The organism is Pseudomonas sp. Irchel s3f7 (genome assembly GCF_900187615.1).
GTDB lineage: Bacteria > Pseudomonadota > Gammaproteobacteria > Pseudomonadales > Pseudomonadaceae > Aquipseudomonas.
The window spans coordinates 198589-224509 of record NZ_FYDO01000003.1 but is presented as its reverse complement, the minus strand read 5'-3'; the positions used below and the strand labels follow the sequence as shown (position 1 = coordinate 224509).

Genomic DNA, 25921 nt, shown 5'->3' with positions numbered 1-25921 from the left:
CTTCCAAACTTAGGCGATGTCTGGAGCCTGTCAAAAATGTGTCCGTTACAGGATGTGAAACAATCAGGGTTCGAGACGGCGTTGCTGGTAGATCCAGTCAACGATCTCGCCATCGGGGGTATAGCCGCTAACGGTGTCGCGAAGGAGTTGGCGGACACGAGAGTAATCGTCCTCCTCTACAGCCGCCAGCAATTCGGTCAAACGCCCCTTGAGAACATCCCAAGGCAAATGATCTTCGCTGGCGCTCATGATCATTGGGTGCTGCGTTGCCGACACGTTGTCACCGATGAGCAACTCCTCATAAAGCTTCTCGCCAGGACGCAGGCCAGTGAATTCGATAGCAATATCGCCCTGCACATTCTTTTCGGAGCGAACGCTCAAGCCTGACAGGTGAATCATCTTCTCCGCCAACTCGACGATCTTTACCGGCTCACCCATGTCGAGCACGAACACGTCACCGCCCTGCCCCATGGAACCGGCCTGGATCACCAACTGTGCGGCTTCGGGGATGGTCATGAAGTAGCGGGTGATTTTGGGGTGAGTCACCGTCAACGGCCCACCGGCCTTGATCTGGCTATGGAACAGCGGAATCACCGAACCGGACGACCCCAGCACATTGCCGAAACGAACCATCGTGAATCGGGTCTTGTTGACCCGGGACACATTGGCCTTGTCGCCGAACAGCACCGGCGCGATCTCGCGACTCAAGGCCTGAAGGGTCAATTCGGCCAAGCGCTTGGTACTGCCCATCACATTCGTGGGACGAACCGCCTTGTCGGTGGAGATGAGTACGAAGTTGGTAACACCCGATTGCAATGCTGCCTGGGCAGTGTTGAGCGTGCCAATGACGTTGTTCAGCACGCCTTCTGCAATGTTGTGCTCGACCATGGGCACGTGTTTATACGCCGCGGCGTGATAGACAGTGTCCACGCCCCAGGTCTTCATGACATCCAACAGCTTGTGCGGGTGGCGGACGGAACCAAGAATCGGCAGTAGCTGCACGGGAACTGCCTCCCGAGAACTGCGTTGCTCCAACTCCGTCAGAATGCTGTAGAGATTGAATTCACTGTGGTCGAACAGCAACAGCGTGGTGGGACCCAAGGCAAAAATCTGCCGGCAAAGCTCAGCACCGATCGAACCACCGGCACCGGTGACCATGACCACCTTGCCTTTGATGCAACGTTCCAGCAGATCCGGCTGCGCCGGTACCGAATCGCGTCCGAGCAAATCGGCGATATCCACTTCCTGGATGTCCTCGACCTTCACCCGACCGCTGGCCAGGTCAGTGAAGTTCGGAACGCTGCGAATATGCAGCGGGAAACGCTCTAGAACAGCCAGGATTTCCCGACGACGGGCGCGGGTCGATGACGGCAGCGCCAGAAGGATTTCCTGCGCCCCGGTTTCTTTGATCATCTGTTGAATATGCTTGGGCTTATAAACCTGCAACCCAGCAATTATCCGATCCGCGATGATCGAATCATCATCGATAAATGCCACTGGGCGCATGACCCGCCCCATGCGAAGCGCAGCGGCCAGCTGATTACCAGCCACACCTGCCCCGTAAATCGCAACCTTGGTCAGACCGTCATCGCGACTGGTAAAGAGAACGTGCTGAGCGCCTGTGAACCAGTCACCCATGAAATATTGGCGCATGCACAGGCGCAGACCGCCGATGATGACGAGGCTCAGCCACCAGTAGTTGAAGATGATTGAACGTGGGACCACGGCTTGATGGTTGCTGTACCAATAAACCACCACCACCAGAATCAGTGATGACAGACTGACAGCTTTGATGATCGCAATAAGCGCATCGTTACCGAAATAGCGCATGACCGCGCGGTACATGCCGAAGCGAATGAACAGAGGAATGGCCACCACCGGAGCGCTGACAAAGAGCCAGAAATGCACACGGAACGGGTTGTACATATCGTCGATGCCCAAACGCACGATGAACGCGAGCCACAGGGCTCCCCAGACCAGGACGATGTCTGTCGTAACTTGAATCAAGCGTTTACGACGCCGGGGAAGCGCTAACAAGCGTGCTCTGACCTTCTCCATAAACTCTTCAAACACCTCAGTTTTCTCCCTCAACTGCCGAATGACCTTGGTGGGGCTTTATAAACACATCTCGTCCAATTTAAAACCGAATGACAGAGTCGTGTCTCAGTTTTTCACCGGTGGACCTTCCAATTCACCTGCGCGGTACTTGATTGCCAACGCAGTCAAAGGAGCATAGGCCAGGATCAGCCCCCAGCCTGGATTCAAGCCGAATTGCACGACGCCTAATGCGATAGGCAACAGCCAAAGCAAATTGATCAACGAAACCACAAAAGTAATCTTCAAATGACTGCCAAACAGACGAGAGGCATATTGATAGGCGTGACTACGGTGCGCTTCGTAGACTTTGTCCCCCCTGAGCAAACGCCGGAACAAAGTGAACGTAGCATCGACAATAAACACGCCAAGCAGGATCAACCACCCCCACAAAAAATCGGCGGAGATCCAAGCGGCTTGAAGTGAAAGTCCACCCAGCACGATCCCGAGAAAACCGCTTCCGGCATCACCCATGAAAATTTTCGCAGGCGGGAAATTCCAGCAAAGGAACCCCGCCACGGCAGCCGCCAGTAACAAAGGAGCCCAAATCAGCGCGAGCTCTCCCGATACCCAGTAAAGAAGACAAGCCCCAAGGCACACGCAGATCGCCTCGACGCTGGCTATACCGTCAATTCCATCCATGAAGTTATACAAGTTAAGCAACCACACTAGGTAAAACGCCGCCAACACATGACCAAACCACCCAAGGTCAAATGTATGCCCAAAGAACTCGATAACGGGTAAGCCACCCATCCAGAACAGCAACCCTGCCGAAGCGGCGAAATGACCTAGCAAACGCCAACGGGCGGGAATGTGTCCGTGGTCATCCATAAATCCGATAATGGCGATCAGTGCGCCGGCCCCGGCAATAGCCAGAAACACCGAAAAAGTAATCAGTCCTGCAAACAGGAGCATGAACAGCGCCAACGTAAAGGCGAGGACAATTGCCACTCCGCCCCCTCTAGGTGTAGGGATCGAGTGAGAGCTACGGGCGTTGGGTATGTCCATCAGGCTCCGCGAAAGCGCATAACGACGCAGAGCCCAGGTCAGTAAAAAAGACACGGCGACAATGACAGGGATAAACCAGCCATAACTCATGATTTACGGGAGTCCAGAAAATGTTGCGCCGTCAGGGCCAACGCTTGATCGAGAGTGACCGGAGGTTTCCAGCCCAGTACTTGTTGGTTCTTGCTGATGTCGACCTGCAAGGACCCGAGAATACGGTCGGCCAGTGCTTGCTGGCCTATTAACGATGCTGCACCCATCATGAGTCCGGCTGGCACAGGCAACAATCTCGCACCTTTCCCCAAGGATGCCGCAAGCTTTCGCAACAATTGAGTGGTCGAAACATCTTCACCATCGCTGGCCAGGAACACTTGATTGGCAGCCGCCGGATGATCGGAGCAGGTCACGATCAAGTCCACCAGATTGTCTATGCCAATGAGGCTACGCTGGTTGTGAATCGCGCCAAAAGGCAGCGGAACGCCACGATTCAGCCAGTGCATCATGCTGAGGAAGTTCGCTTTGACACCAGGGCCATAGACCAGTACCGGCCGGATGATGACCAACTCCAAGCCTGTGGCAGCAGCGAGCGCCTGCAATCCTTGTTCGGCCTCTAGCTTGGTAATCCCGTAAGGGTCAATGGGCTCGGGCACATCATCAGCACGGAATACTGTGCCAGGCTTGGTTTTTTCCCCATTTACCTTGATTGAACTGATAAAAATGAAACGCCGCACGCCGCACGCCGCAGCCTGACGGGCGAGGTTCAATGTCGCCTCGACATTGACTTCACGAAACGCCGTCAACGGGTCGAGAGCCACTTCTTTCATGACATGAACACGGGCAGCCGCATGGATAACCACATCGACGCCAGTCAGGGCTGCCGACCAATCATTTGTGCCATCGAGGTTGCCCATTGGCACTGATCGCACACTCGCGGCGAACGGCACCGACAGAGTCCGCAGTGGTGCAACAACAGAACACCCGGGAAACATCACCAATCGATTGATGAGCGCCCGCCCCAAAAAGCCGCTGCCGCCAGTAACCAGAAATGCCTTAGCTCTCATGAGTGGCCCTTGGAATACAAAAGTACATCAATGCCTGGGCACTGTGCCGCAACCTGTCAAAGCAGAGAGCGATAAATCTCGGCATAGGACTTAGCCATCGAATCGGAGGAGAACACCGCTTCAAAACGCCGTCCGGCTGCTTCTCCCATCGATGCCGCAACCTCCGGTTGATTCCAGAGTTGCGTCATTGCCGCTGCCAGCGCGACGGAATCACGGGGAGGAACAACCAGGCCGGTCTCCCCTGCGATGTTGATGTAAGTGGTGCCAGAGCCTATTTCACAAGAAATCATCGGTTTGCCGTACATCGCCCCTTCAAGCAAGGAAATGCCGAAAGACTCGGATCGCAGGTGTGAAGGAAAAACAAACGCGTAGCACAGCGTCAAAAGAGCGGCCTTGTCCTCGTCGGGTAATCCGCCAAGGAAATGCACATTGGTCACTCCCAATTGATCGGCCTGAGCTTTGAGCTCCGCTTCCAGATGCCCGCCCCCGAGAATGACAACGGGGAGTCGAGTCGTTTTGGCGGCCTCAAGCAGGTAATCCAACCCCTTGTAGTAACGCAATGCGCCGACAAACAGAAAAAAACGTTCACCCAGACGCGATCGCCACAAGGCAAGCTTCTCCGCAGAAGGCGTCGGGTAAGTTTCGCGGTCCAAGCCGTACGGCACAACTCGGACTTTGTCTTTGAAACGCGTTAACACGGGACTGCTTTGAGCATAGTTCGGTGAAGAAGCGACGACACAGTCAACACTGGACAAGAAGCGATTCATCAACGGCTGATAAAGCTTGAGAAGCGTTTTTTGCTTGACGATATCCGAGTGATAACTGACGACGGCTGGCTTTTGGATACGACTGAGAAAATGCACCAGATCCATGTAAGGCCACGGGAAGTGGTAGTGAACTATGTCTGCCTTTTTTGCCAACTCGGCAAAATCTTTGAACGCCGATAGCGAGAAACCGGTGGACGCCACATGCAGATCGAGTTTTGAGCGGTGAGTCAGATGGTGCCCAACCTTCTCATTACGTGCCGCACCTCGTTCGCTGAGATACAGCACTTCAGATTCGAATCCGTGGCGAATCCCGCCCTCGGCAATCTGAAAGATAACTTGTTCAATACCACCCATGGTCTCCGGGTAGTACGTCTTGAAGAAGTGCAGAACCTTGATCATTATCCCCTGACCACCTTCTGGTAAACCTCAAGAGTTTCCATCGCACAACGTTCCCACGAAAACCTGGCTGCATGCAGCAAGCCTTGCTCGATGGCACTGGCACGCCACATATCATCTTCCAGGCCTCGCTGAATAAGCGAGGTCAGCGTTTCCGTATCCTTGGCATCGCACATCAAGGCGGCTTCCCCGGCGACCTCCGGTAACGAAGAACTGTTTGAGCAGACCACCGGTACACCAGAGCTCATCGCTTCAAGTACCGGCAATCCAAACCCTTCATAAAGCGATGGAAAGGTAAAAAGGCGGGCACCCGCAAACAACAACGGAAGATCTTCACTGGGTACAAAACCCAGGTAATAAGCCCAGCCTTCACGTTTAGCACTTTCCAGACGCTGATGAATGGTCTCGTTTCGCCATCCATGATAACCGGTCAACACCAACGGCCAGCGCTTGCGAACTTCGAGCGGAAGCCGGGAGTAGGCATCAAGCAACGTCTCGATGTTCTTGCGAGGCTCTATTGTCCCTACAAACAGACTGTAACCACCCACTTCCAGTCCGTGGCGCAAAAGCGTGCTTTTGAGCTCTTCTACCCTCCGAGGATAAAACTCGGCGGAACTGGCCAGCGGCACCGTATGGATACGCTCGATAGGCCAGGAAAAGTAATCAGCTAATTCTTTACGCGTGTATTCAGAATCAGTGATCAGCGCATCCGCTCTTACCAGAGTGGTTTTAAGCTCTTTCTGCAGATAACGCACAAGCTGCGGCGCATGGCAGTGAGACCAGGTAAAGGGCGACAAATCGTGGAAGGTGGCAACGCTGCGGCCGGCAAAAGGCGGCAGATAGTAATTAGGGCTGTGGTAAAGAAAATCACCATGCCCCTTTAAAGCATGCTTCCTTAGCAATGGCATAAGAAGCCGATAGGCCTCGACAGCCAGGAAGTTTTTTTGCACAGCCCGTTTCAGGCCGTAACCGCTACCCGACGCTTCGGCAGCCGTCGGCAACGCAGGTAAAAATCGTCGACCAGCAAAAAACAGCAGGTCGGCGATTTCCGGATTCTGCTGCAGTCGCAGCGCCAATTCATAGGTGTAGCGACCAATGCCGGTTAGCGGGAAGCGAACCGGCTCAACAGAGAGAATTAACTTCATTTAATCGGCCGTCAGCATCCAGCTCAGGGTTTCACCCAAGGATGGAGTTGCCCAACCAGGTACCAGCGCCCGCAATTTGCTGTTGTCTCCGCAAAGGGTTTTTACCTCATTGGCCCGTACAAAGGCAGGGTTCACCTCAACCTCGATATCGTGCCCGGTAAATCCTTTGCACATTTCGATCACTTCACGCAGGGAATGGGTGTCCCCCGAACTGACATTGATCGTCTGACCTAGCGGCTTCGCCTCGATCAATCCTCGATAGGCAGCAACCAACGCACGAACATCACTGAAGTCGCGCCAGACATCGAGGTTACCCAGCTCGATCCTCTGCGCCTTGCGACGGAAATGAGAAACAATTTTTGGTAACAGGAAGTTCTCAGCCTGGCCAACACCTGTGTAGTTGAAAGGACGAGTGATGACAATCGGCAGACGGTCATGCCAAAGGTTGACCATGTACTCCATGGCCAACTTACTGACCGCATAATCGTTGGCTGGTGCTGGTGAAGTAGTCTCCGCCAGCAGCCCACCTGAAGCATTGCCATAGACATTGGCACTGCTGGCGATCAATACGCAATCCAGCGATTTGCCGCTGGCTGCGACGGCTTCCAGCAAATTGCGCGTGCCAATCAGGTTCACCTGATAGAACGCATCCGCGGCACCATGGCCGACAAACGCCAATGCGGCGAGATGCACCACAACGTCGGGCTGAATCTTTGCCAGCAAGGCGCGTAAGCCCGGGCCATCAGCCAAGTCGACCTGATGATAATTAGGCTCATCGGAAGGCTGACTGCCCAACCCGACAACCTCGTAGCCCTGTGCCCGAAGTTCATCAGCCATGTAACGACCGGTGAAGCCTTGAATACCCGTAATCAGCGCGCGTTTGCCAGCAATGGTCATCAGAACGAGAATCCTTGTTCATTACGACGCAGGTCAGCTTCGACCATCATGCGGCACAGCTCTTCCAGGGAAGTTTTTGGCTCCCAACCAAGAACTTCCTTGGCCTTGGCAGGGTTACCGATCAGCAACTCAACTTCCGTTGGGCGGTAGAATTTCGGATTGATCGTGACCAGCACCTTACCGGTTGCTGCATCAGTGCCCTGCTCGTCTTCTGCCGTGCCCGCCCAGGAAATGGTGATCCCCACCGCCTTGAACGCCATGGAAACGAAATCGCGAACAGTTTCGGTACGATTGGTCGCCAACACGAAAGTATCCGGCTCATCGGCCTGCAGCATGCGCCACATGCCTTCAACGTATTCCTTGGCAAAACCCCAATCGCGCTTGGCGTCGAGGTTGCCCAGTTCCATCTTGTCCAGCAGACCCAGCTTGATCTTGGCGACGGAGTCGGTGATTTTGCGGGTCACAAACTCACGGCCACGCAGTGGAGACTCATGGTTGAACAAGATCCCGCTGGTAGCGAAAATCCCGTACGACTCACGATAGTTGATGGTCATCCAGTGAGCGTAGAGCTTGGCCACACCATAAGGGCTGCGCGGATAGAAAGGTGTGCTTTCGATCTGCGGAATCGCTTGAACCTTGCCGAACATCTCGGAAGTAGATGCCTGATAGAAACGAACCTTCGGGTTAACGATTCGAATCGCTTCAAGCAGGTTTACCGCGCCGAGCCCGGTGATTTCTGCGGTGGTCAGAGGCTGTTCAAACGAAACACCCACGAAGCTCTGCGCAGCAAGGTTGTAGACCTCGGTGGCTTCGGTGGTTTGCAGCAGACGGATGCTGGCCGACAGGTCGGTCAGATCGTATTCGACCAAATGCAGGTTAGGGTTGGACTGGATGCCCAACTCCTCGATACGCCAGAAATTGACAGAACTGGTACGACGGTAGGTACCGTATACGGTGTACCCCTTCTCCAGCAACAGTTCCGCCAGGTAGGCGCCGTCTTGACCAGTGATGCCAGTTACGATTGCTTTCATGCGAATCCTCTAAACTCCATTTTGAGCTTTGGTTGGTTTGCTCACAAAAATAAGATGCACGGCCACAGCCTTCAGCGACCATTCTGGTTCGTGATGATACCCAAATTGCCCGCGCTGAAGAAACTTTAAAAGGGAAAGAACCCCTTGCCTCCTGTCACCTCGAGCGACCCTAGCCTACCCATCCGAAAAAACCGGTTTCCTTATAGCTGTATAAAAATCATGAAATCAATAATAAACCTCGGCACAAAGTGGCGAGGCTTTTGGTTCAGCAAAGGTCAGGCTTAGCGATTTTCAATAGCCAAGTCGTTTTGACACTAACAAGCGAAGATCAACACCGCATCGCTCAAAAAGCAGAGCTTATTCCAACCACTCAAATCGCAGCGAAGCACACCCGATTCCCAATTTACGTGCATCAACACACCTTCACCTAGGGACAGTATGTTGTCATGTATTTCTGGCTGACTTCGGCCTCCGTCGATTTGAAAGGGGCGAATCGATCAAAAACGCCCAATATATTCACTTACTCTTGTCTCTTAGCCGCTACGAGCACCTCGCGGCGGCTATTCCGCACATTACAGGCGCACCTCTACTGCATTACTCAGTACATGTCGGCGGACCTCATATACCCAGCTCCACTTCCGTTTCACCTGCCCAAGCAATGGTAATGCCCACTGCCTTGAATAGCATGGATGCGATATCGCGGAAGGCTTCAGTAATACGGGTAGTCGCCATGACAAAAGTGTCCAACTCAGCGGCTTGCAGCATGCACCATATACCTTAAACGGACTCTCCAGCAAAACCACAATCACGCTTGGCGTCGAGGTTATCCAGCGCCATCTTTTCCCATCAGGCCCAGCTTGATCTTGACCACAGAGTCAGTGACTTACGGATTAAAAACTCACGACCACGCAACGTAGACTCGTGGTCTGAATAGGGTTCGCCCCGGTAGCGTATACCCCTACAACTCTCGATAGTTGATAGTAGTGATTGGGTGGGCCTTCTCCTCCAAGGCGGCCTGGCAGGCCGTTCGCGTAACCAACACACGTGCCCCTGCAACAATTGATGCACACACCCTGCACCTAGGATATCATCCGGCCACTTGAAGGCATGAAGCCAACCCCTCTGGCGGTGTTACTTCATAAGCCGACATCGATATGAGCTTTCAGCATAATAATGGTTTTCATAAGAGTAATTTGGTGACCGCTGGAGGCGCAGTATTGAAGTTCCCTGCTACAAGGGCTTGCCAACACCAGCCCTGCTGACAGAACCGCAGTGCTCACAACTATTACGAGAAGCGCTTTCTAAAGCACGTCCATTTTTCCGTGCCCCCGCTGCCAGTTCACGCGTTGCCTTTTCACCTACACTTAACGCCCGTCAACTTAAGATTTTCATTTGTTCATAGCTATCGAATCTTCGATTCTTGAGCAAGCTGACGGCAGCATGGCCGCTCGCACAGAATTTTCCAACCCGGTATCCAATATGGCTTCAGTAAAACTTCATAATGGGAAAGCATTCAGCTCCGAGGCAGGCACATCAATGCTCGACAGTGCCAGGACTCAAGGCATCACTCTCGAATACAGTTGCAGGACCGGGCGCTGCGGCGTTTGCAAAACCAAAGTTCTCTCCGGTGAAACTGAAGCATTCAAGGACGAGACGTCTCTGACACCCGATGAGAGCTCAGCAGGATTGATCTTGACGTGCTGCCGCCACGCCCTCACCGATGTGGAGATCGATACCGAAGATCTTGGAGCCCTCGGAAACATTGCGGTGAAGACACTCCCCTGCAGAATCGACACGATCAGCAAGCTCGCCGACAATGTTGTCGAAGTCACCCTTAGACTACCGCCCAACAGTAAATTCACTTATTTGCCAGGACAGTATCTCGACATCATCGGTGAAGCTGGCCTGCGCCGCAGCTACTCCATTGCCAACGCCCAGCGCGCTGACGGAAAACTGGAATTACAGATCCGAGAGGTCGAGCAAGGCATGATGTCGGAGTACTGGTTCGCCCGCGCAAAGACCAACGACCTCTTACGACTGGAAGGCCCACTAGGCACCTTCAGCCTGCGTGAAAAGGACGTTAGGAACATCGTTTTCCTGGCCACCGGAACTGGCATTGCTCCCATCAAGGCCATGCTTGAGCAAATGCTTGATACCCCCTCGATGACAGCCGGAAAGAAGATCTTCATCTATTGGGGAGGCCGCACGAGTAGCGACATCTATTGGGACCCACAACTTGAGGGACTGGACGCCACCTTCATACCGGTACTGTCGCGAGCGGATGCTCAGTGGACAGGGCGGACAGGCTATGTACAATCGGCGCTAATCGAGGATGCCATCGATCTCAAACAATCGGTCGTCTATGCCTGCGGCTCGGAAGACATGATCCATTCCGCACGGGATGCACTGACAACTTCGGGACTGCTCGCCAAACACTTTTACTCAGATGCATTTGTAAGCTCAAACTGATAAGGAGCATTCATGAAAGCGGTCATTTTGGCAGGCGGTTTGGGTACACGCCTGAGCGAAGAAACCAGTGTACGTCCAAAGCCCATGGTCGAAATTGGTGGAAAACCAATCCTCTGGCACATCATGAAGATGTATTCCGCGCACGGCATCAATGATTTCATTATCTGTTGTGGATACAAAGGTTATCTGATCAAAGAATACTTCGCCAATTACTTCCTGCACTCGTCGGATGTGACTTTCAACATGCGTGAAAACACCATGAAAGTACACGACAAACGCGCCGAGGACTGGAATGTCACATTGGTTGACACCGGTGATACTTCGATGACTGGCGGGCGCTTGCGCCGTGTGGCAGATTACGTTCGAAATGAAGAAGCGTTCTGCTTCACCTACGGCGATGGCGTCGGAGATATGGACATCAGCGCCACTATTGCCTTCCACAAAAAGCATGGCAAGGCAGCGACTCTCACCGCCACCTACCCCCCAGGTCGCTTTGGCGCGCTCGACATCAAGCAACACCAAGTTCTCAATTTCAAGGAAAAGCCCAAAGGCGACGGCGCCATGATCAATGGCGGCTTTTTTGTATTGTCCCCCCAAGTCCTCGAGTACTTGATCGACGACAGCACTGTCTGGGAGCAAGAGCCGTTGATGGGGCTGGCAGCGGACGGCCAGTTGATGGCACACGAGCACGAGGGCTTCTGGCAGCCAATGGATACCCTGCACGATAAAAATCTGCTGGAAAACCTTTGGCAAAATGGCAAGGCACCTTGGAAATCCTGGGAATAATATGAAAGCTACCGTCACAGCTGCCTTCTGGGAAGGAAAGAAGGTATTCCTCACAGGTCATACCGGATTCAAGGGCAGCTGGCTATCCCTGTGGCTACAAGATATGGGGGCGCACGTCAAAGGTTTCGCGCTGGCACCGCCTACAACTCCGTCGCTCTTTGAACAGGCGCGCGTTGAACAAGGCATGATGGCATCGCAGATTGGCGATATTCGCGACCTGCAAGCCATTACTGAAAGCATGACAGCTTTTGATCCAGATATTCTGATCCACATGGCCGCCCAACCCTTGGTCAGGTTGTCCTACCGAGAGCCGGTCGAGACTTATGCCACCAATGTCATGGGCACTATTCATGTGCTAGAGGCAGCACGCAAATGCCCAAGCCTTCGCGCAATAGTCAATGTCACGACTGACAAGTGCTACGATAACAAGGAATGGGAGTGGGGCTATCGTGAAAGCGAACCCATGGGCGGCCATGACCCTTACAGCAACAGCAAAGGCTGTGTAGAGCTGGTCACCTCCGCCTACCGCAATTCATTCTTTAACGCTGATGGCGCGCCAGCCCTGGCCTCGGCACGTGCCGGCAACGTGATCGGTGGCGGTGACTGGGCAGAAGACCGCCTCATTCCCGATATACTGCACGCTGTCGAAAAAGGCCAGCCAGTGATCGTTCGCAACCCGAAAGCGACGCGCCCGTGGCAACATGCGCTGGAACCGCTGAGTGGTTACCTTGTCCTTGCTCAACACCTGTGGGAGCATGGCCAGGCATTCGCGCAAGGCTGGAACTTCGGCCCCCGGGATGAAGATGCACGTCCTGTCGAATGGATACTCGATCACATGGTGGGAGCATGGGGTGCCGGTGCGAGCTGGCAACTTGACAGTGACCCCCAGCCCCATGAGGCGCGCTACTTGAAGCTGGATATATCCAAAGCCCGAACCCACTTGAAGTGGGAACCTACCTGGAGCTTGGATGCCACCCTAACCCGCATTGTCACCTGGCATCGCGCCTGGTTGCGAGGCGAGGATATGCACGACCATTGCGTCAACGAAATCAACAGTTATATGGCAGCCATGGCCTCTGGCGCCTAACCAACTATAAAGCTTTAAGCAGGAACTATTATGACCCCCGATATGCTCCGTCAGGAAATCAGCCAGCTCGTTGAGCGTTACGCCGAGATTGCCTTGGCTGCCAAACCTTTTGTTGGAGGTGAAACCGTCATCCCTCCTTCCGGGAAGGTGATTGGCGCGCGCGAACTACAACTGATGGTCGAAGCATCCCTTGATGGCTGGCTGACTACCGGTCGCTTCAATGCCGAATTCGAAAAAAAACTGGCCGAATTTCTCGGTGTAAATTACCTCATTACTGTCAACTCGGGCTCCTCGGCCAACCTGGTTGCGTTCAGCACATTGACCTCCCCCAAGCTGGGTGACCGTGCCATCAAGAAAGGTGACGAAGTCATTGGCGTGGCTGCTGGATTCCCCACCACGGTCAACCCCATCGTCCAGTTCGGCGCGATTCCGGTCTTCGTTGACGTCGACATGGCGACCCACAACATTGACCCTGAGCTGATCGAAGCGGCCATCACCCCGAAGACCAAGGCGATCATGCTCGCCCATACCCTGGGTAACCCCTTCAACCTGGGCAAAGTCAAAGCCCTGTGCGAAAAGTACAATCTGTGGCTGATCGAAGATTGCTGCGATGCACTCGGTGCGACCTATGACGGCAAGCTGGTTGGGACCTTTGGCGACATCGCCACTCTGAGTTTCTACCCGGCCCACCACATCACCATGGGCGAAGGTGGAGCGGTATTCACCAATAACGCTCAGCTCAAACTGATTGCCGAATCGTTCCGTGACTGGGGGCGAGACTGCTATTGCGCGCCGGGTTGCGATGATACCTGCGGCAACCGTTTCGGCCAGCAATTCGGCAGCCTGCCACCAGGTTACGATCACAAGTACGTGTATGCCCACCTAGGCTACAACCTGAAGATCACCGACATGCAAGCGGCCTGCGGACTGGCGCAGCTCGATCGCGCTCCCGAGTTCATCGAAACCCGCAAGCGCAACTTCAAGCTGCTCAAGGAACGTCTGGCGTCCCTGAGCGATTTCCTTGAAATCGCCGAACCTACCCCTAATAGCGACCCGTCCTGGTTCGGTTTCCCGGTCACCCTGAAAGAAAGCGCCGGGGTCAAGCGTGTCGACCTGCTCAAGTTCCTGGATCAGAACAAGATCGGTACCCGCCTGCTGTTTGCCGGCAACCTGACCCGCCAGCCGTACTTCCATAACGTCGAGTACCGCGTCGTGGGCGAACTGACCAACACTGACCGGACCATGAACCAGACCTTCTGGCTTGGCGTTCAGCCCTCTCTGGGCCAAGAACATTTCGATTACGTCGGTGAAAAACTGGAAGAGTTCTTCGGGATCGGTTTCTAACTATGAAAGCTTCAGATGCAGTGGCAAAAGTTCTGGCGGACTGTAATGTCCTCTATGGTTTTGAGCTCATTGGTGGAATGATCACTCATCTGGTGGACAGTATTAACTTGCTCGGCAAGACCAAGTTGGTATCCATGCACCATGAGCAAGGCGCGGCCTTTGCTGCATCTGCTGTCGCACGTGCGACAAATCACAAGATCATGGGGGTGGCCCTGGGCACCAGCGGCCCCGGCGCCACCAACCTGATGACCGGCATTGCCGACTGCTGGCTGGATAGTCATCCGTGCCTGTTCCTCACCGGGCAGGTCAACACGCATGAACTTAAGGGCGACCGACCCATTCGCCAGCAGGGCTTCCAGGAGCTCGACAGCGTTGCCCTGGTGAGTAGCATCACCAAGTACGCTCACCAGATCACCCATGTCGATGAGCTGATCCCCTGCCTTCTCAAAGCGATCCGCATCGCTCGGGAAGGCCGTCCTGGGCCTGTCCTGCTGGACATTCCCATGGACATCCAGCGCGCCGAGATCGACGAGGCGATGCTGGACCAATTATTGTACGCTTGGGCCAATGAAACGACGCCTGCTACCGAGCAGCGCACCTCGTTCGGCGACGTCTGGGCTGCACTGGCCAAGGCTCAAAAACCGGTATTCCTGATCGGCGGTGGCGCAGTAAACAGTCCCGCGTTCAGCCAATGGCTGAGCCTGGTGGGCAAATTGGGCATCCCCCATGTCGCCAGCCTGAAAGGCGCTGAAAAAGTCACGACAAGCGAGCACTACCTCGGCATGCTCGGTGCCTATGGCACCCGCGCAGCCAACCATGCCGTCCAGCGCTGCGACCTGTTGGTGGTGTTCGGCAGCCGCATGGACGTGCGCCAGACCGGGGCCAAACCCGAAACGTTCGCTGCGAATGCGCACATCATCCAGTTCGATCTGGATGAGGCCCAGCTGGACAACAGAGTAAAGGCCCGGGAGTCGATCAAAGCCGACCTGAACACGGTATTTGCCGACTTCTTCGCGCACGCAGCCAAGTTGCAACCCGCTCCGGCGGCCTGGCGCACTTACCTGGCGCAGGTCTTCAAGCAATCGTTCGTCGATGAGTACACGGCGTGGAACATCAGCCCGTTCGAGCTGCTGAACCACCTCAACGACCTGACCGCCGACCGTGCACTGGACTATGTTGCCGACGTTGGTAACAACCAGATGTGGGCCGCGCATACCTTGCGTCTGGGCCCCGGCCAATCCATGCACCACTCCGGCGGCCTGGGCACCATGGGCTTTGCCATTCCTGCCGCCGTGGGCGCCAGCATCGCAGGTGACAAACCGGTTATCGTCATCACCGGCGACGGCGGTGCGCAGCTCAATATCCAGGAGCTGGACATCATTGCCCGCGACCAGCTGCCAATCCTGACCATCGTAATGAACAATCACTCGCTGGGAATGGTCCGCGGCTTCCAGGAAATGTACTTCGAGGGGCGTAACTCTTCGACTTACTGGGACGGCTATACCTCACAGTTCCAGGCCCTGGGCGCTGCGTATGGCATACATTCGCTTAGCGTTGTCAATCTGGAGGCATTCAAGGCCGCTGTAGCCGAGTTTCTTGCCAACGGCAAACCCATGCTCATCGAAGTCATGGTGCCAGATGCTCGGGAATGCCGGCCGCGCCTAGAGTTTGGCCGCCCGATCGATGAGCAGTCGCCACTGCTGGATCTGGGTAAATGAAGCTTGCCATCCTTGGGGCAAGCAGTCATATCGCCAAAGACCTGGTAGCCAGCATCGCTGAAAATACTGCTTATGAATGTACCCTGTTCGTGCGTGCACCGGGCTCGCTCGATGCCGAATTGCGGGCCATTGCCGAGCGCAAGGCGTTTGCCGTGCTCGACTACACCGGCTTCGATGACAGTTGCCAGTTCGATGCGATCATCAACTTTGTTGGCGTTGGTGATCCCGCCCGGGCCGTACAGATGGGCAAGGACATCTTCACCGTCACCGAGCAGTATGACAATCTTGCCTTGGAGTACCTGCAAAACCATCCTCACTGCAGATACATCTACCTGAGCAGCGGCGCTGCATACGGCACCAACTTCGAAACACCTGTCACCGAGGCCTCGAAGGCGATATTTGCAATCAATGGGCTAAATCCTCAGGACTGGTACGGCGCGGCCAAACTCCAGGCCGAGTGCCGCCATCGAGCGCTACCTGATGCCGCCATTATCGATGTGAGGGTGTTCAGTTACTTCAGCCATCGCCAGGCGGTCGAGGCTCGCTTCTTCCTCAGTGACATTCTGCGCGCGCTGCAAGCGGGCACAGTGCTGGAGGTGGCACCCGATGACATGCTCCGGGACTACCTCACCCCCGCCGACTTCCTGCAACTGATTGACCGGATCCTGCAATCGCCCGCGTGCAACGATGTGGTCGACTGCTACAGCCAGGCCCCCATTGGCAAGTTCGAACTGCTGAAGGCCTTGAGCGAACAGTTCGGCCTGCAATTCACAGTTGTGGGTGACCGGGCAAGGGTTAATGCCACAGGTCCCAAGGCCCATTACTATTCGCAAAATCGCAAGGCCGGCCAACTGTTTGGCTATGTCCCCAGCGATTCTTCGCTAAGTGGTGTCATGCGTGAAATCAGGCAGCAACTGAATGCAAGAGACTAAAAAGGCACCATCCACGCTACGCAGGCTTTTGCAAGTAAAACTGTTCAGATTCCTGTTGGTCGGGGTAATGAATGCTGCGTTCGGCTATGGCTGTTTTGCCGGTTTTCTCTACCTCGGGCTGCACTACAGTGCGGCGTTGCTGCTCGCCACGATATTAGGCATAGCCTTCAATTTCAAAAGCACCGGCGCCCTTGTATTCGGCTCGAAGAACAACAAGCTGATTTTCAGATTTGTTGCCGGCTATGGCGTCGTCTATGGCGTCAATGTGGCGGGCATTGCGGCGCTCAAATTATTGGGTGTTGACCCTTACTTGGCTGGCATGGCCTTGATCGTGCCAATGGCCTTACTTTCATTCGTCATTAATAACAGGTTCGTTTTCAAATATGCGTAAGCTTATCAGCATAGTGACACCCTGCTACAACGAAGAAGCTAACATTGATGAGCTGTACCAGCGCATTGTCGAGGTGATGTCACGCCTTGACTATGACTACGAACATATTTTTATCGACAACTGCTCCACCGATAACAGCCACGCCAAATTGCGCGCCTTGGCTGCGCAAGACAAGCGGGTCAAGCTGATTTTCAATGCCCGCAACTTCGGCCATATTCGTTCGCCTTACCATGCCCTGCTACAAGCCAATGGCGACGCCGCCGTGCTGATCGCCTCCGACTTGCAAGACCCGCCAGAGATGATCGAAGAGTTCGTCAAGAAGTGGGAAGAAGGCTTCAAGACGGTGATGGCGGTCAAGCCGGAGAGCGAGGAATCGCGCCTGATGTTCCTGATGCGCCGCGCCTACTATCGCTTCGTCACCCGCATCTCCGAAGTACCACTGGTGCAAAACGCCACTGGTGCCGGCCTGTTTGACCGGGCTGTGCTGGATATCCTGAAGAAGATCGACGACCCCTATCCGTATTTCCGCGGCCTGCTGTGTGAAATCGGTTTCCCGATCGCCACGGTGCCGTTCAAGCAACCACGGCGTCAGCGCGGCATCACCAAGAACAACTTCTACACCCTTTATGACATTGCGATGCTGGGGATCACCAACCACTCAAAGGTGCCGCTGCGGCTAATGGTGATGGGTGGGGCACTCCTCGCAGGCCTCAGTCTGCTGGCCGCCTTTTGTTTCCTGATCGCCAAGCTGGTGTTCTGGAACTCGTTCCAGATAGGTATTGCGCCGCTGCTGATCTCGCTGTTCTTCTTCAGTTCTGTACAGATTCTGTTTCTTGGAATGCTGGGGGAATATCTCGGATCGGTTCACACCCAGATGCGCAACATGCCCCTGGTCGTCGAAGCAGAGCGCGTGAATTTTGACTAAGGCAAGTCGAGCAAAAGACAATGAATGCACATAATTTCATGCGCGAGTCACGGCCTGTTGACGCCAACGGCACTCCAACGTTGCGAAGTATTCTCGCTGCCGACTGGAAGTTGATTTTCATAGGTGCACTAGCCTCGTTCTTCCTCGCTAGCATACTGATGAGTGGAATGCGTGAAGGCTTGATTCCAGACCTGTCCACGCCCTACGGTTACGCTGGCGACGGTCTGTTTCACGCGTGGATGGCCCAACGTGTAGCCGAAGGTTGGGTGTTCGATAACACCCGTAGTGGCTATCCGTTCGGCTCGAACTTCCTGGACTTCCCTGGCTCCGACGCTGGCGCCCACTTGGTCATCAAACTTTCCGCCATGCTCGGCGGGGGCTGGGTGGCCGGAGTCAACCTGTTTTTCTTGCTTGGCTTTGCAGTCTGCTTCATCGCCACTTATGTAACGGCCAGGGCATTCGGGCTCAACCGCAGTTTCGCAATGACTGCCAGCGCACTCTATACTTTCGTGCCCTTCCACTTCCTGCGCTTGCACCACCTTTTCTACACTTGGTATTTCGTTGCACCGCTATTCTTCTACTTGGCATTGGATGTTTACCGTACTCGCGAGCCTGCAAAGGCCGGCAGCATTAAGTCCAAGCTGGGCGGTCTATTTGCGATGGCAGTGGGCATGCTGGTACTGTCTTCTTTCGGGGTTTACTACGCTTTGTTCGGGGCAATCATCATTACCCTGGCCGGAATCTTCAGCGCAATCAGGGCGGGTAATCTCCACGGCATCAAGAAAGCTGCATTGCTAAGCGCCGCCATCGTTGCGGGTGTACTCATCAATATCACACCTAACTTGGTTGGCAATTTCAGTGACGGCCGGAATGTCGATGTTGCTCAGCGTTCACCTTTCGAGTCCGAGATCTATGGCTTGAAGATGATGCAGCTAATAATGCCGCGCCCCGAGCACCGGGTATCGTACCTGGCAGAACTCACCCGCCAGTACAACCGCTACACCCCAGTGATAAACGAGAATGCAACCTCGTCGATTGGCGTGATCGGCGCAGCAGGCTTCATGCTGATACTTGTTCTTGTTGCCTTGGCACCCGCACGTAGCGAGGGCGATGACAGGCTCCGGCTGCTAGCCGCCACCACATTTGTCCTGTTCCTGTTCGCAACTATAGGCGGCCTAGGTTCGTTGTTCGCAATGCTTGTTTCGCCCTCGATTAGAGGCTGGAACAGAGCCAGTATCTTTATTGCCTGCGGCTCCATACTCTTTTTCTTCATCTCTCTGCAGATCCTTTTGCAGAGGAAAGCGCCGCGGCTCGCAAATTATCCGATCGCCATCTCGGCGATGCTGCTGCTAGTCGGCCTGTATGATCAAACCGCGCCAGCATGCCAAGCCTGCAATTCCAGCCAGAAAGTTGCATTTGAAAACGACAAGGATTTTATCCATGCCGTCGAAAAAGCGCTTCCCGCGGGTGCTGCTATCTACCAACTGCCTTACATGGGCTTCCCTGAAGTGCCACCACTGCACACATTGGCCAACTATCAGATGACGGCCGGCGTGTTGCATTCGTCGTCGCTGCACTGGAGCTTCGGCGGCATGAAGGGTCGGCCCGGTGACTTGTTCTATCGCTCGCTGGCACAAGAGCCAATGGTCCGTCAGCTCGAGGTAGTTCGCAAACTTGGCTTCGAGGGTATCCAAATCGATCGCCGCGGCTATGCGGACAACGCCGACGCACTGATCACAGAATTGTCTCAGTTGCTGCAGCACCCACCGCTGTTGCAGAGTGACAACAAAGAGCTAGTCTTCTTCAAGCTGGACGGTAGTGCACATCCGCAACTGACAAACTTGTCTGCGAAGCAGATCATGGACCAGGCAGGTTACTTTGCTGACGCTTGGGGCCCACGCATCCCCGGCGATCTGGCGACCGGTATCGACTTTACTCAGAGCCTTCTCCCCGATTTCATTAGCGGCGCCGCAGGCCTTTACGCCAACGAACCTTGGGGGCGCTGGTCTGCTGGGAAGAAAGTAGACTTCGATTTTGCCGACCCACTGCCGCAAAAATTCACACTCGTACTAAAGGCCCAAGCCTTTGCATCCAATGCAAACAAGCCGATTTGCGTCGAAGTGGGCAGCCATGAATACAGTACCCAGTTAACCAACGGGATTACCGAAGTGCGCCTGGATGTTGACCTAAAAGGTACAAGCGCCCATCGCATCTCCTTCTTCCCACCCAACCCTGTATCACCTAAGCGTGTTGCTGGCAGTGATGATGAACGCATACTGGGCATCGGTTTCGTGTCGATGCGCATCCTGCAATAGGAATGGCCAAACTAATGGATACTCTCGTGCCCGACACTACTGTCCTGGTTACTGGTGGCGCCGGTTTCATAGGCTCACACCTTACCGACGCATTACTTGCCAATGGTTATTCGGTGCGGGTTCTTGATGACTTGTCTACCGGCAAGCGCCATAACCTGCCGATGGACAACCCACGAATTGAGTTCATCGAAGGCGACGTCGCTGATGCAGCCTTGGTCGCACGAGCAGCCAAGGGCTGTCAAGCTGTCGTACACCTGGCAGCCGTCGCTTCGGTACAAGCCTCCGTAGATGACCCGGTACGCACACATCAGAGCAACTTCATCGGCACTTTGAATGTCTGCGAAGCTATGCGCCTGACAGGCATCAAGCGGGTTGTGTTCGCTTCCAGTGCAGCGATCTACGGCAACAACGGCGAGGGCGAGTCCATCGGCGAAGACACGCCAAAGGCGCCCTTGACGCCGTATGCGTCGGATAAGCTGGCCAGCGAGTTTTATCTAGACTTCTACCGCCGCCAACACGGGTTGGAGCCCGTAATCTTCCGTTTCTTCAATATCTTTGGGCCACGCCAGGACCCCTCCTCGCCATATTCCGGGGTTATCAGCATTTTTGCCGAGCGCGCGCAAAAAGGGCTGCCCATTTCGGTGTTCGGTGACGGCGAGCAGACCCGTGACTTTTTCTTTGTCAGTGATTTAGTGAAGCTGTTAATGCAGGGACTGGAGTTCCCCACCATCGAAGGAGGTGCATTCAACGTTGGTTTGAATAAAGCGACATCACTAAATAATATTTTGGCAACACTTTCCGAAGTGCTGGGGGGATTGCCGGAAGTCACTTATCAGCCTGCTCGCTCGGGGGATATTCGCCATTCTCGGGCCAATAACAAGCGTCTACTAGGTAGCTTCAAAATGTCGGAGCCTACGCCCCTCGACATTGGTCTTGCACGATTGCTTGGACGATGAACAGGTGCCGCATTGCGGCCCCTCGCGGTATGCCCGCGAAAGGGCCGCAAAGCAACTCGAGTTGCTATCACGTTTGAACAGCAGCAATCCTTGCAGGCGCGCCGGCAACAGCCGTTCCCGGCGAATCTTTGGAGTACGCCAACAGGTGTTTCAGACCCAAGGCGACTTGCCCCCCTCCCCGAACCAACAGGGAGGTCTGTGTATTGCGGGCCACCAACAGGTGGCGTTCATCCAGTACCACCTGTTTACCGAGCTTACGATAGGCCTCGATGTATTTCAGCGCCACTTCCGGGTCACCCTCCACCGGCCCAGCCACCCATAGCACATCCGCCTGCTCCGGATTGATCCAGTTGGCCGGAATGCAACACGGCTGGCTCGCCGGTTGCGGGCGGTTGGCAGGGACCGGGCACAGCTCCTCGAGCACAGTATCGAAGGTACCTTGCAACGGAGCGCCGTGGCAGGCAATCAACTGCGGAGCCTCGCTACGCGCAGCTCCCGGAGAAGCGAGCAAGGCTTCGATACGCTCAATCTGCAGGTCGAAAGCGTACGCCTGGATGCGATCACGGCCGGCCGTTCCGTGAGTCACTATCAGCTCCGGTCGGTCAATGTAATTGCGCAGACGCTCCGCCAGCTCTTCAGCATTGCCATGCTCGAACAAGAAACCGGTATTGCCGTTGTCCACCAGTTCAGAAATACCGCCAATGCGTGAGGCAACCACTGGCAGGCCACACGCCATGGCCTCGGTGATGGTCACAGGTTGGTTTTCCGGGCATACCGACGGGAGAACAAATACGTGAGCCTGGGCATAGCGCTCTGCAATACGCGCGTTGGGTAGGCGCCCCCAGAATTTGGCAGAAACGTTGGGGGCAATATCGCGCAGCTCGGCCCTGTAGCTTTCCATCATATGGCCATCACCGACCATATCCACATGTACCCGCTCGGATGGAAGCAACGCCAAGGCTTTGAGCAGCGTTGGCACGCCTTTGTGCCCACCCATGTAACCGGTGAAGAGCACATTGAGGCGTGGGCCGGGCGCGGAAGGTGTGGTATTGATGAAACGCTCAAGCTCAATGCCGTTCGCTATGACGTTCATGCGCTCGGCAGGAAGGCCGTTCGCGATATATGTGTTAGCCAGGTAGTGGCTGGGCGAAATAAAATAATCGACGGCATCCAGTTGCCAGCGCAGGTAGTCCTGGCGCATGCGTTGGGGCAACATCACTCCTTCATTGTAGATATGGGAATGGCATTTGTGACACTTGGTACTGTCATGGCACAGGACGTTTTGGGTCGTAATCCTCGTGCTGTTCATGCAGAAACCCCAATGGTCGTGAAGGGTTAGTGCGATGCGTATGCCATGTGCCCGAGCCAGTTGCAAGATACCCAGTGAGAGGCCCGCCATGTGATGCGCATGAATGACGTCGGGGCGCCACTGAGCGATCAACTTGAGGAAAATACGCTCCACGCCTGGATGCGCGACATTATTGCCAGTCGGCGCAAAATCCAGATACGTCAGGGATACGCGCGTTACGGGCAAACCATCGAAAACCTCCTTCTCGATTGGGTAGCCCGGTAGGCCGCGACTGTTGTCCCCTGCCAGCACTCGTACCTCATGGCCCCGCGCAGCCAACACGCGGGCCTGATGGTGGGCGATGATTTCTGCACCGCCGATAACATACGGTGGGAAGAAGTTGGAGATTACGAGAATCTTCATTAATTCGACCCTGTCGACACTTGTGGGTATAGATAGCCACTGTAACCTGGCAGCTCGATGGCGACGTCAGCCGACAGGCCCAGCGCCTGCGCAGTAGTGCCAGCAGTACTATATTCTAACAAAATAAGTCCTTCGCCCTGCCCTGTAACCAGCGTCGTCAGTGCCCGACGCACCTCGTCATCAGCGGCTTGCTGAGCACTAAGGATTACCAGGTCGACCGCTATATCGTTGTCGTCCAGCTCATCCAGCAACAGCGGTAAGGCAGCATTAATGGGCGCATCGATACGACTGAGAGAACCTTGGCTCGTGATCTTTCCCGACAAGTTGCCTTGGGCTACTTGCCAGGCGCGCAGTACGTGATGGGCGACCAGTGGTGGCAACCACTCGGGGTGCTCCCCCAAAAGCAGCGCACACCCCGCTGGGCGCTGAACCAGCAAACACGCTAACGCCAGCTGGGCCGGATCATCCACAAGTTCCAATTGCGGTGCGATCAACAAGTTCTTCCATTGACGCGGCAATGGCTTGCTAGTCAAGCGCGGAACATGGCTGGACAATTGCCTTAGCAGCGCGCGCGCGTAACTGCGCCATGTCAGAATCGGTCTCTCCACGGCTTCGCTGGCGAGTTGCAAATACTGCCGCGGCTGGGTTGCCAACGCGTAAATTTGCGCGGCGAGTGCATCGGGGTCTGTCATGTCCACGGTGCGGCAACCACCTTCGGCAGCCAGCTCGGCCATCACGCCGCCGTTGTGACACACGCATGGGCGGGCATGCCAAAGGGATTCGACAATGGGCATGCCATACCCCTCGACCAACGATGCGTACACGCCGATATGCGCCTTGGCGTAGTAGTCGTTGAGGGTTGTGTCGTTGACCACGCCGTGCCAGACGATGCGCGGATCGGCAGCACTCGCAGCACGTACGGCATCGACGATGTAATCGGCTCCCGCATAGCGATTGCCTATCAGGTCCAGCTGCCATTCCAGTTGAGGATAATCGCGTGCCAGACGGGCAACAGCTTCGAGAAGAACCTTGTGGTTCTTGCGCGGCTCCAGGGTCGAGACGCAAAGAATGCGCAACGGCTCACCGGAATGCGGTGCGGCAGCTGGCGTGGTGGCGCGAGGGGAAGCGGTCAGTTCGCCGGGAATCCAGCAGGTCTTGACCATTGCGTGAGGGACTATGCCTTCACGCGCCCAATAGGCCTGCAGTTGCTTGCCGGCATCTGGAGAAATCGGCAGCACACGGTCGGTTTCGGCCAGGCCGCTCATATAGGCCGCATGGTTGTCACGGATGACGGTGTCTGCAACCCACTCGGGATGGGTAACAGGAATCGCATCGTAAAAGATCGCTGCCACTTTCAGGCCAAGTTCGCGCGCAGCGGCACGCCTCTCAGGGCCATGGCGTTCGAAAACGATCTCGCTTTGCAGCAACCAGCCGCCGCGCAGTGCACGCGCACCAATGCTGGCCAGTGTCTGACGCCGGTTGGCCGGCGAGCGGGACAGCACATAGTGCTCAGGGTCCGGCTTAGGTCCGCCGTACAACGCCAGATTGTGATACTCGCCCTCAGTAGGGAGCACGTATTCGCGCAGGGTTTCATCCCATGTCACGAACAGCGGCTCTCCAAAATCCTGAAGTTTGCGCGTCAGGCTACGCACGACCCGCGCCACACCGGTATTGGCGGTATCGCGCAGACAGGCGCTGGTATCGATGACCAGCCGTGGTACCGGCAATTCCTTCACAGGGGCTAGGTTGCCGAGCAGATCAGCATATGCCTTGATCGTGCGCTGCCAGGTAAAGGTCTGTTGGAACGTGTCGAGGCGGACCTCCCATTCGGGACCAGTCAGCAATTCGCCGGCGAGCACGCGTAGGGCTTTTTCACCGATATCCTGTTCATCGCTGCACAGCTGCTGCGGGTCGGCGACTACTTCCGGATGCGCACCAATGTTAAGTACCAACACCGGCTTGCGCAGCTGCTGCATTTCTGCGAGCGGCAGGTTGAAACCTTCCCAATGCGAAACACTGATACCTAGCTGAGCGCTGGCCATCAGAGCGGACAGATCGGCATCACTAGGATGACCGAGTGGTAGGATGTAACCAACCAAGTCAGCCGGTAAATCCAGTTCGTCGGCTGTGGCCAGTACGCTAAATCGTGCCTTGGGATATACGGCAATGATCTGCCGAGCAATAGGATAGAGGCCTTCGCTATTTTTGTAATTGCCGGTTTCCCAGCGTCCCAAATTAACGATCATCGGGCCGTCAGTCGTTTCTGTCGATGCCACGACGCGTTGAGTCTGATGGCCATTCTGCCAAAGACTTTGATCGACAGCGCCCACCAAGTGGTTGGCACCCAGGTGAATCATGGCGATTTCCACATCCAGACCAGCATCGGGAAGGCTCTGGGTGCGCGAAACGAAATGACTGATCGGCGTGACAACCCGAGCTTCAGGCAAGTATTCGCGACGCTGGGCGCGTAAGCGCTCCTGTACGAGCCTCGCCGGACCTTTCATGTCTTCGTAGGGTACGCCACCGCAATCCAACGCAACTGTAGGAACACCCCACTGACGAAACACCGCGATGGAGGCGTAGAACGGCCAGCCACCAATCAGTGCGACCGTACCCGATGGATCCCGCCCGGCGGGTACGAACTGGTGCTTGTTTCTGCGCAGCCAGTCGGCAGTGACCTGATCAAGTTCGGTGTATGGCCCCAGATGCTCCGGTGGCGTGTGGATATCGTCAGTTATGCGACGCAATACATCATGATTCGCGCGTTGGGCGACAAAAGTGATGCGCCAGCCTGCTGCCTTGAGCCCTTGAGCGAGCAGCAGCAACACACGGTCGACACCAAAACGAAAAAGCAGGCGCTCGTTGCAGATAATTAAATGCATGAGATCAAT

At 55.3% G+C, this 25921-nt stretch carries 19 protein-coding genes and 1 pseudogene; 10 read left to right on the top strand and 10 right to left on the bottom strand.

Going from position 1 to position 25921, the window contains the following annotated elements:
* Positions 1–63 precede the first annotated feature (63 nt).
* The 8 genes and pseudogenes from CKW19_RS04010 to CKW19_RS28980 form a co-directional block, all read right to left on the bottom strand.
* The gene (locus CKW19_RS04010) at positions 64–2058 is read right to left on the bottom strand and encodes a nucleoside-diphosphate sugar epimerase/dehydratase (RefSeq protein WP_095056728.1); all 1995 of its coding nucleotides are present in this window, start codon (positions 2056–2058) and stop codon (positions 64–66) included.
* 105 nt (positions 2059–2163) lie between these two features.
* Positions 2164–3192: a glycosyltransferase family 4 protein gene (locus CKW19_RS04005; protein ID WP_095056698.1), complete on the bottom strand. Its 1029-nt coding sequence runs from the start codon at positions 3190–3192 to the stop codon at positions 2164–2166.
* The gene (locus tag CKW19_RS04000; protein ID WP_095056697.1) at positions 3189–4160 is read right to left on the bottom strand and encodes an SDR family oxidoreductase; all 972 of its coding nucleotides are present in this window, start codon (positions 4158–4160) and stop codon (positions 3189–3191) included. The genes CKW19_RS04005 and CKW19_RS04000 overlap by 4 nt, the downstream gene beginning before the upstream one ends.
* Positions 4161–4216: 56 nt before the next feature.
* The gene (locus CKW19_RS03995) at positions 4217–5326 is read right to left on the bottom strand and encodes a glycosyltransferase family 4 protein (protein ID WP_095056696.1); all 1110 of its coding nucleotides are present in this window, start codon (positions 5324–5326) and stop codon (positions 4217–4219) included.
* Entirely contained in the window at positions 5326–6468 is a 1143-nt protein-coding gene (locus tag CKW19_RS03990) for a glycosyltransferase family 1 protein (RefSeq protein WP_095056695.1), read from the bottom strand. The genes CKW19_RS03995 and CKW19_RS03990 overlap by 1 nt, the downstream gene beginning before the upstream one ends.
* On the bottom strand, positions 6469–7365 hold the full coding sequence (locus CKW19_RS03985) for a GDP-mannose 4,6-dehydratase (RefSeq protein WP_095056694.1): 897 nt from the start codon (positions 7363–7365) through the stop codon (positions 6469–6471).
* A complete protein-coding gene (gene gmd, locus CKW19_RS03980) occupies positions 7365–8396 on the bottom strand; it encodes a GDP-mannose 4,6-dehydratase (protein ID WP_095056693.1) in 1032 nt (343 codons plus the stop codon). The genes CKW19_RS03985 and gmd overlap by 1 nt, the downstream gene beginning before the upstream one ends.
* A gap of 624 nt (positions 8397–9020) precedes the next feature.
* Positions 9021–9323: pseudogene (locus CKW19_RS28980) on the bottom strand (GDP-mannose 4,6-dehydratase); the annotation flags it as partial.
* Positions 9324–9788: 465 nt separating this feature from the next.
* Between CKW19_RS28980 and CKW19_RS03975 the strand changes: the two are divergent.
* From CKW19_RS03975 to CKW19_RS03930, 10 genes are read left to right on the top strand one after another with little or no spacing between them, the layout of a single operon-like run.
* Complete coding sequence (locus tag CKW19_RS03975; RefSeq protein ID WP_256580293.1) at positions 9789–10865, top strand: FAD-binding oxidoreductase; 1077 nt, start codon at positions 9789–9791, stop codon at positions 10863–10865.
* Positions 10866–10877: 12 nt separating this feature from the next.
* Positions 10878–11651, top strand: a complete 774-nt coding sequence (rfbF, locus tag CKW19_RS03970) for a glucose-1-phosphate cytidylyltransferase (RefSeq protein WP_095056692.1) — start codon at positions 10878–10880, stop codon at positions 11649–11651.
* Position 11652: 1 nt separating this feature from the next.
* Positions 11653–12738 (top strand): CDP-glucose 4,6-dehydratase, encoded by a 1086-nt coding sequence (gene rfbG / locus CKW19_RS03965; RefSeq protein WP_095056691.1) that lies wholly within the window; start codon positions 11653–11655, stop codon positions 12736–12738.
* A gap of 30 nt (positions 12739–12768) precedes the next feature.
* Positions 12769–14082, top strand: coding sequence for a lipopolysaccharide biosynthesis protein RfbH (gene rfbH, locus CKW19_RS03960; RefSeq protein ID WP_095056690.1), 1314 nt, complete (start codon positions 12769–12771; stop codon positions 14080–14082).
* A 2-nt stretch (positions 14083–14084) separates the two neighbouring features.
* The gene (locus CKW19_RS03955; protein WP_095056689.1) at positions 14085–15800 is read left to right on the top strand and encodes a thiamine pyrophosphate-binding protein; all 1716 of its coding nucleotides are present in this window, start codon (positions 14085–14087) and stop codon (positions 15798–15800) included.
* Complete coding sequence (locus CKW19_RS03950; RefSeq protein ID WP_095056688.1) at positions 15797–16732, top strand: NAD(P)-dependent oxidoreductase; 936 nt, start codon at positions 15797–15799, stop codon at positions 16730–16732. Before CKW19_RS03955 ends, CKW19_RS03950 begins: the two co-directional genes overlap by 4 nt.
* Positions 16719–17123 carry a GtrA family protein gene (locus CKW19_RS03945; protein WP_095056687.1) on the top strand — a complete coding sequence of 135 codons (405 nt, stop codon included), beginning with the start codon at positions 16719–16721 and terminating at the stop codon, positions 17121–17123. Before CKW19_RS03950 ends, CKW19_RS03945 begins: the two co-directional genes overlap by 14 nt.
* The gene (locus CKW19_RS03940) at positions 17116–18048 is read left to right on the top strand and encodes a glycosyltransferase family 2 protein (RefSeq protein ID WP_095056686.1); all 933 of its coding nucleotides are present in this window, start codon (positions 17116–17118) and stop codon (positions 18046–18048) included. The genes CKW19_RS03945 and CKW19_RS03940 overlap by 8 nt, the downstream gene beginning before the upstream one ends.
* A gap of 20 nt (positions 18049–18068) precedes the next feature.
* Positions 18069–20363: a sugar translocase gene (locus CKW19_RS03935; RefSeq protein WP_256580292.1), complete on the top strand. Its 2295-nt coding sequence runs from the start codon at positions 18069–18071 to the stop codon at positions 20361–20363.
* 14 nt (positions 20364–20377) lie between these two features.
* Complete coding sequence (locus tag CKW19_RS03930) at positions 20378–21319, top strand: NAD-dependent epimerase/dehydratase family protein (protein WP_371856339.1); 942 nt, start codon at positions 20378–20380, stop codon at positions 21317–21319.
* A gap of 67 nt (positions 21320–21386) precedes the next feature.
* Here CKW19_RS03930 and CKW19_RS03925 read toward each other — a convergent pair whose 3' ends face one another.
* Both CKW19_RS03925 and CKW19_RS03920 read right to left on the bottom strand, forming a co-directional pair.
* Positions 21387–23030: a glycosyltransferase family 4 protein gene (locus CKW19_RS03925; protein ID WP_095056685.1), complete on the bottom strand. Its 1644-nt coding sequence runs from the start codon at positions 23028–23030 to the stop codon at positions 21387–21389.
* On the bottom strand, positions 23030–25912 hold the full coding sequence (locus CKW19_RS03920; RefSeq protein WP_095056684.1) for a glycosyltransferase: 2883 nt from the start codon (positions 25910–25912) through the stop codon (positions 23030–23032). Before CKW19_RS03920 ends, CKW19_RS03925 begins: the two co-directional genes overlap by 1 nt.
* Positions 25913–25921 lie beyond the last annotated feature (9 nt).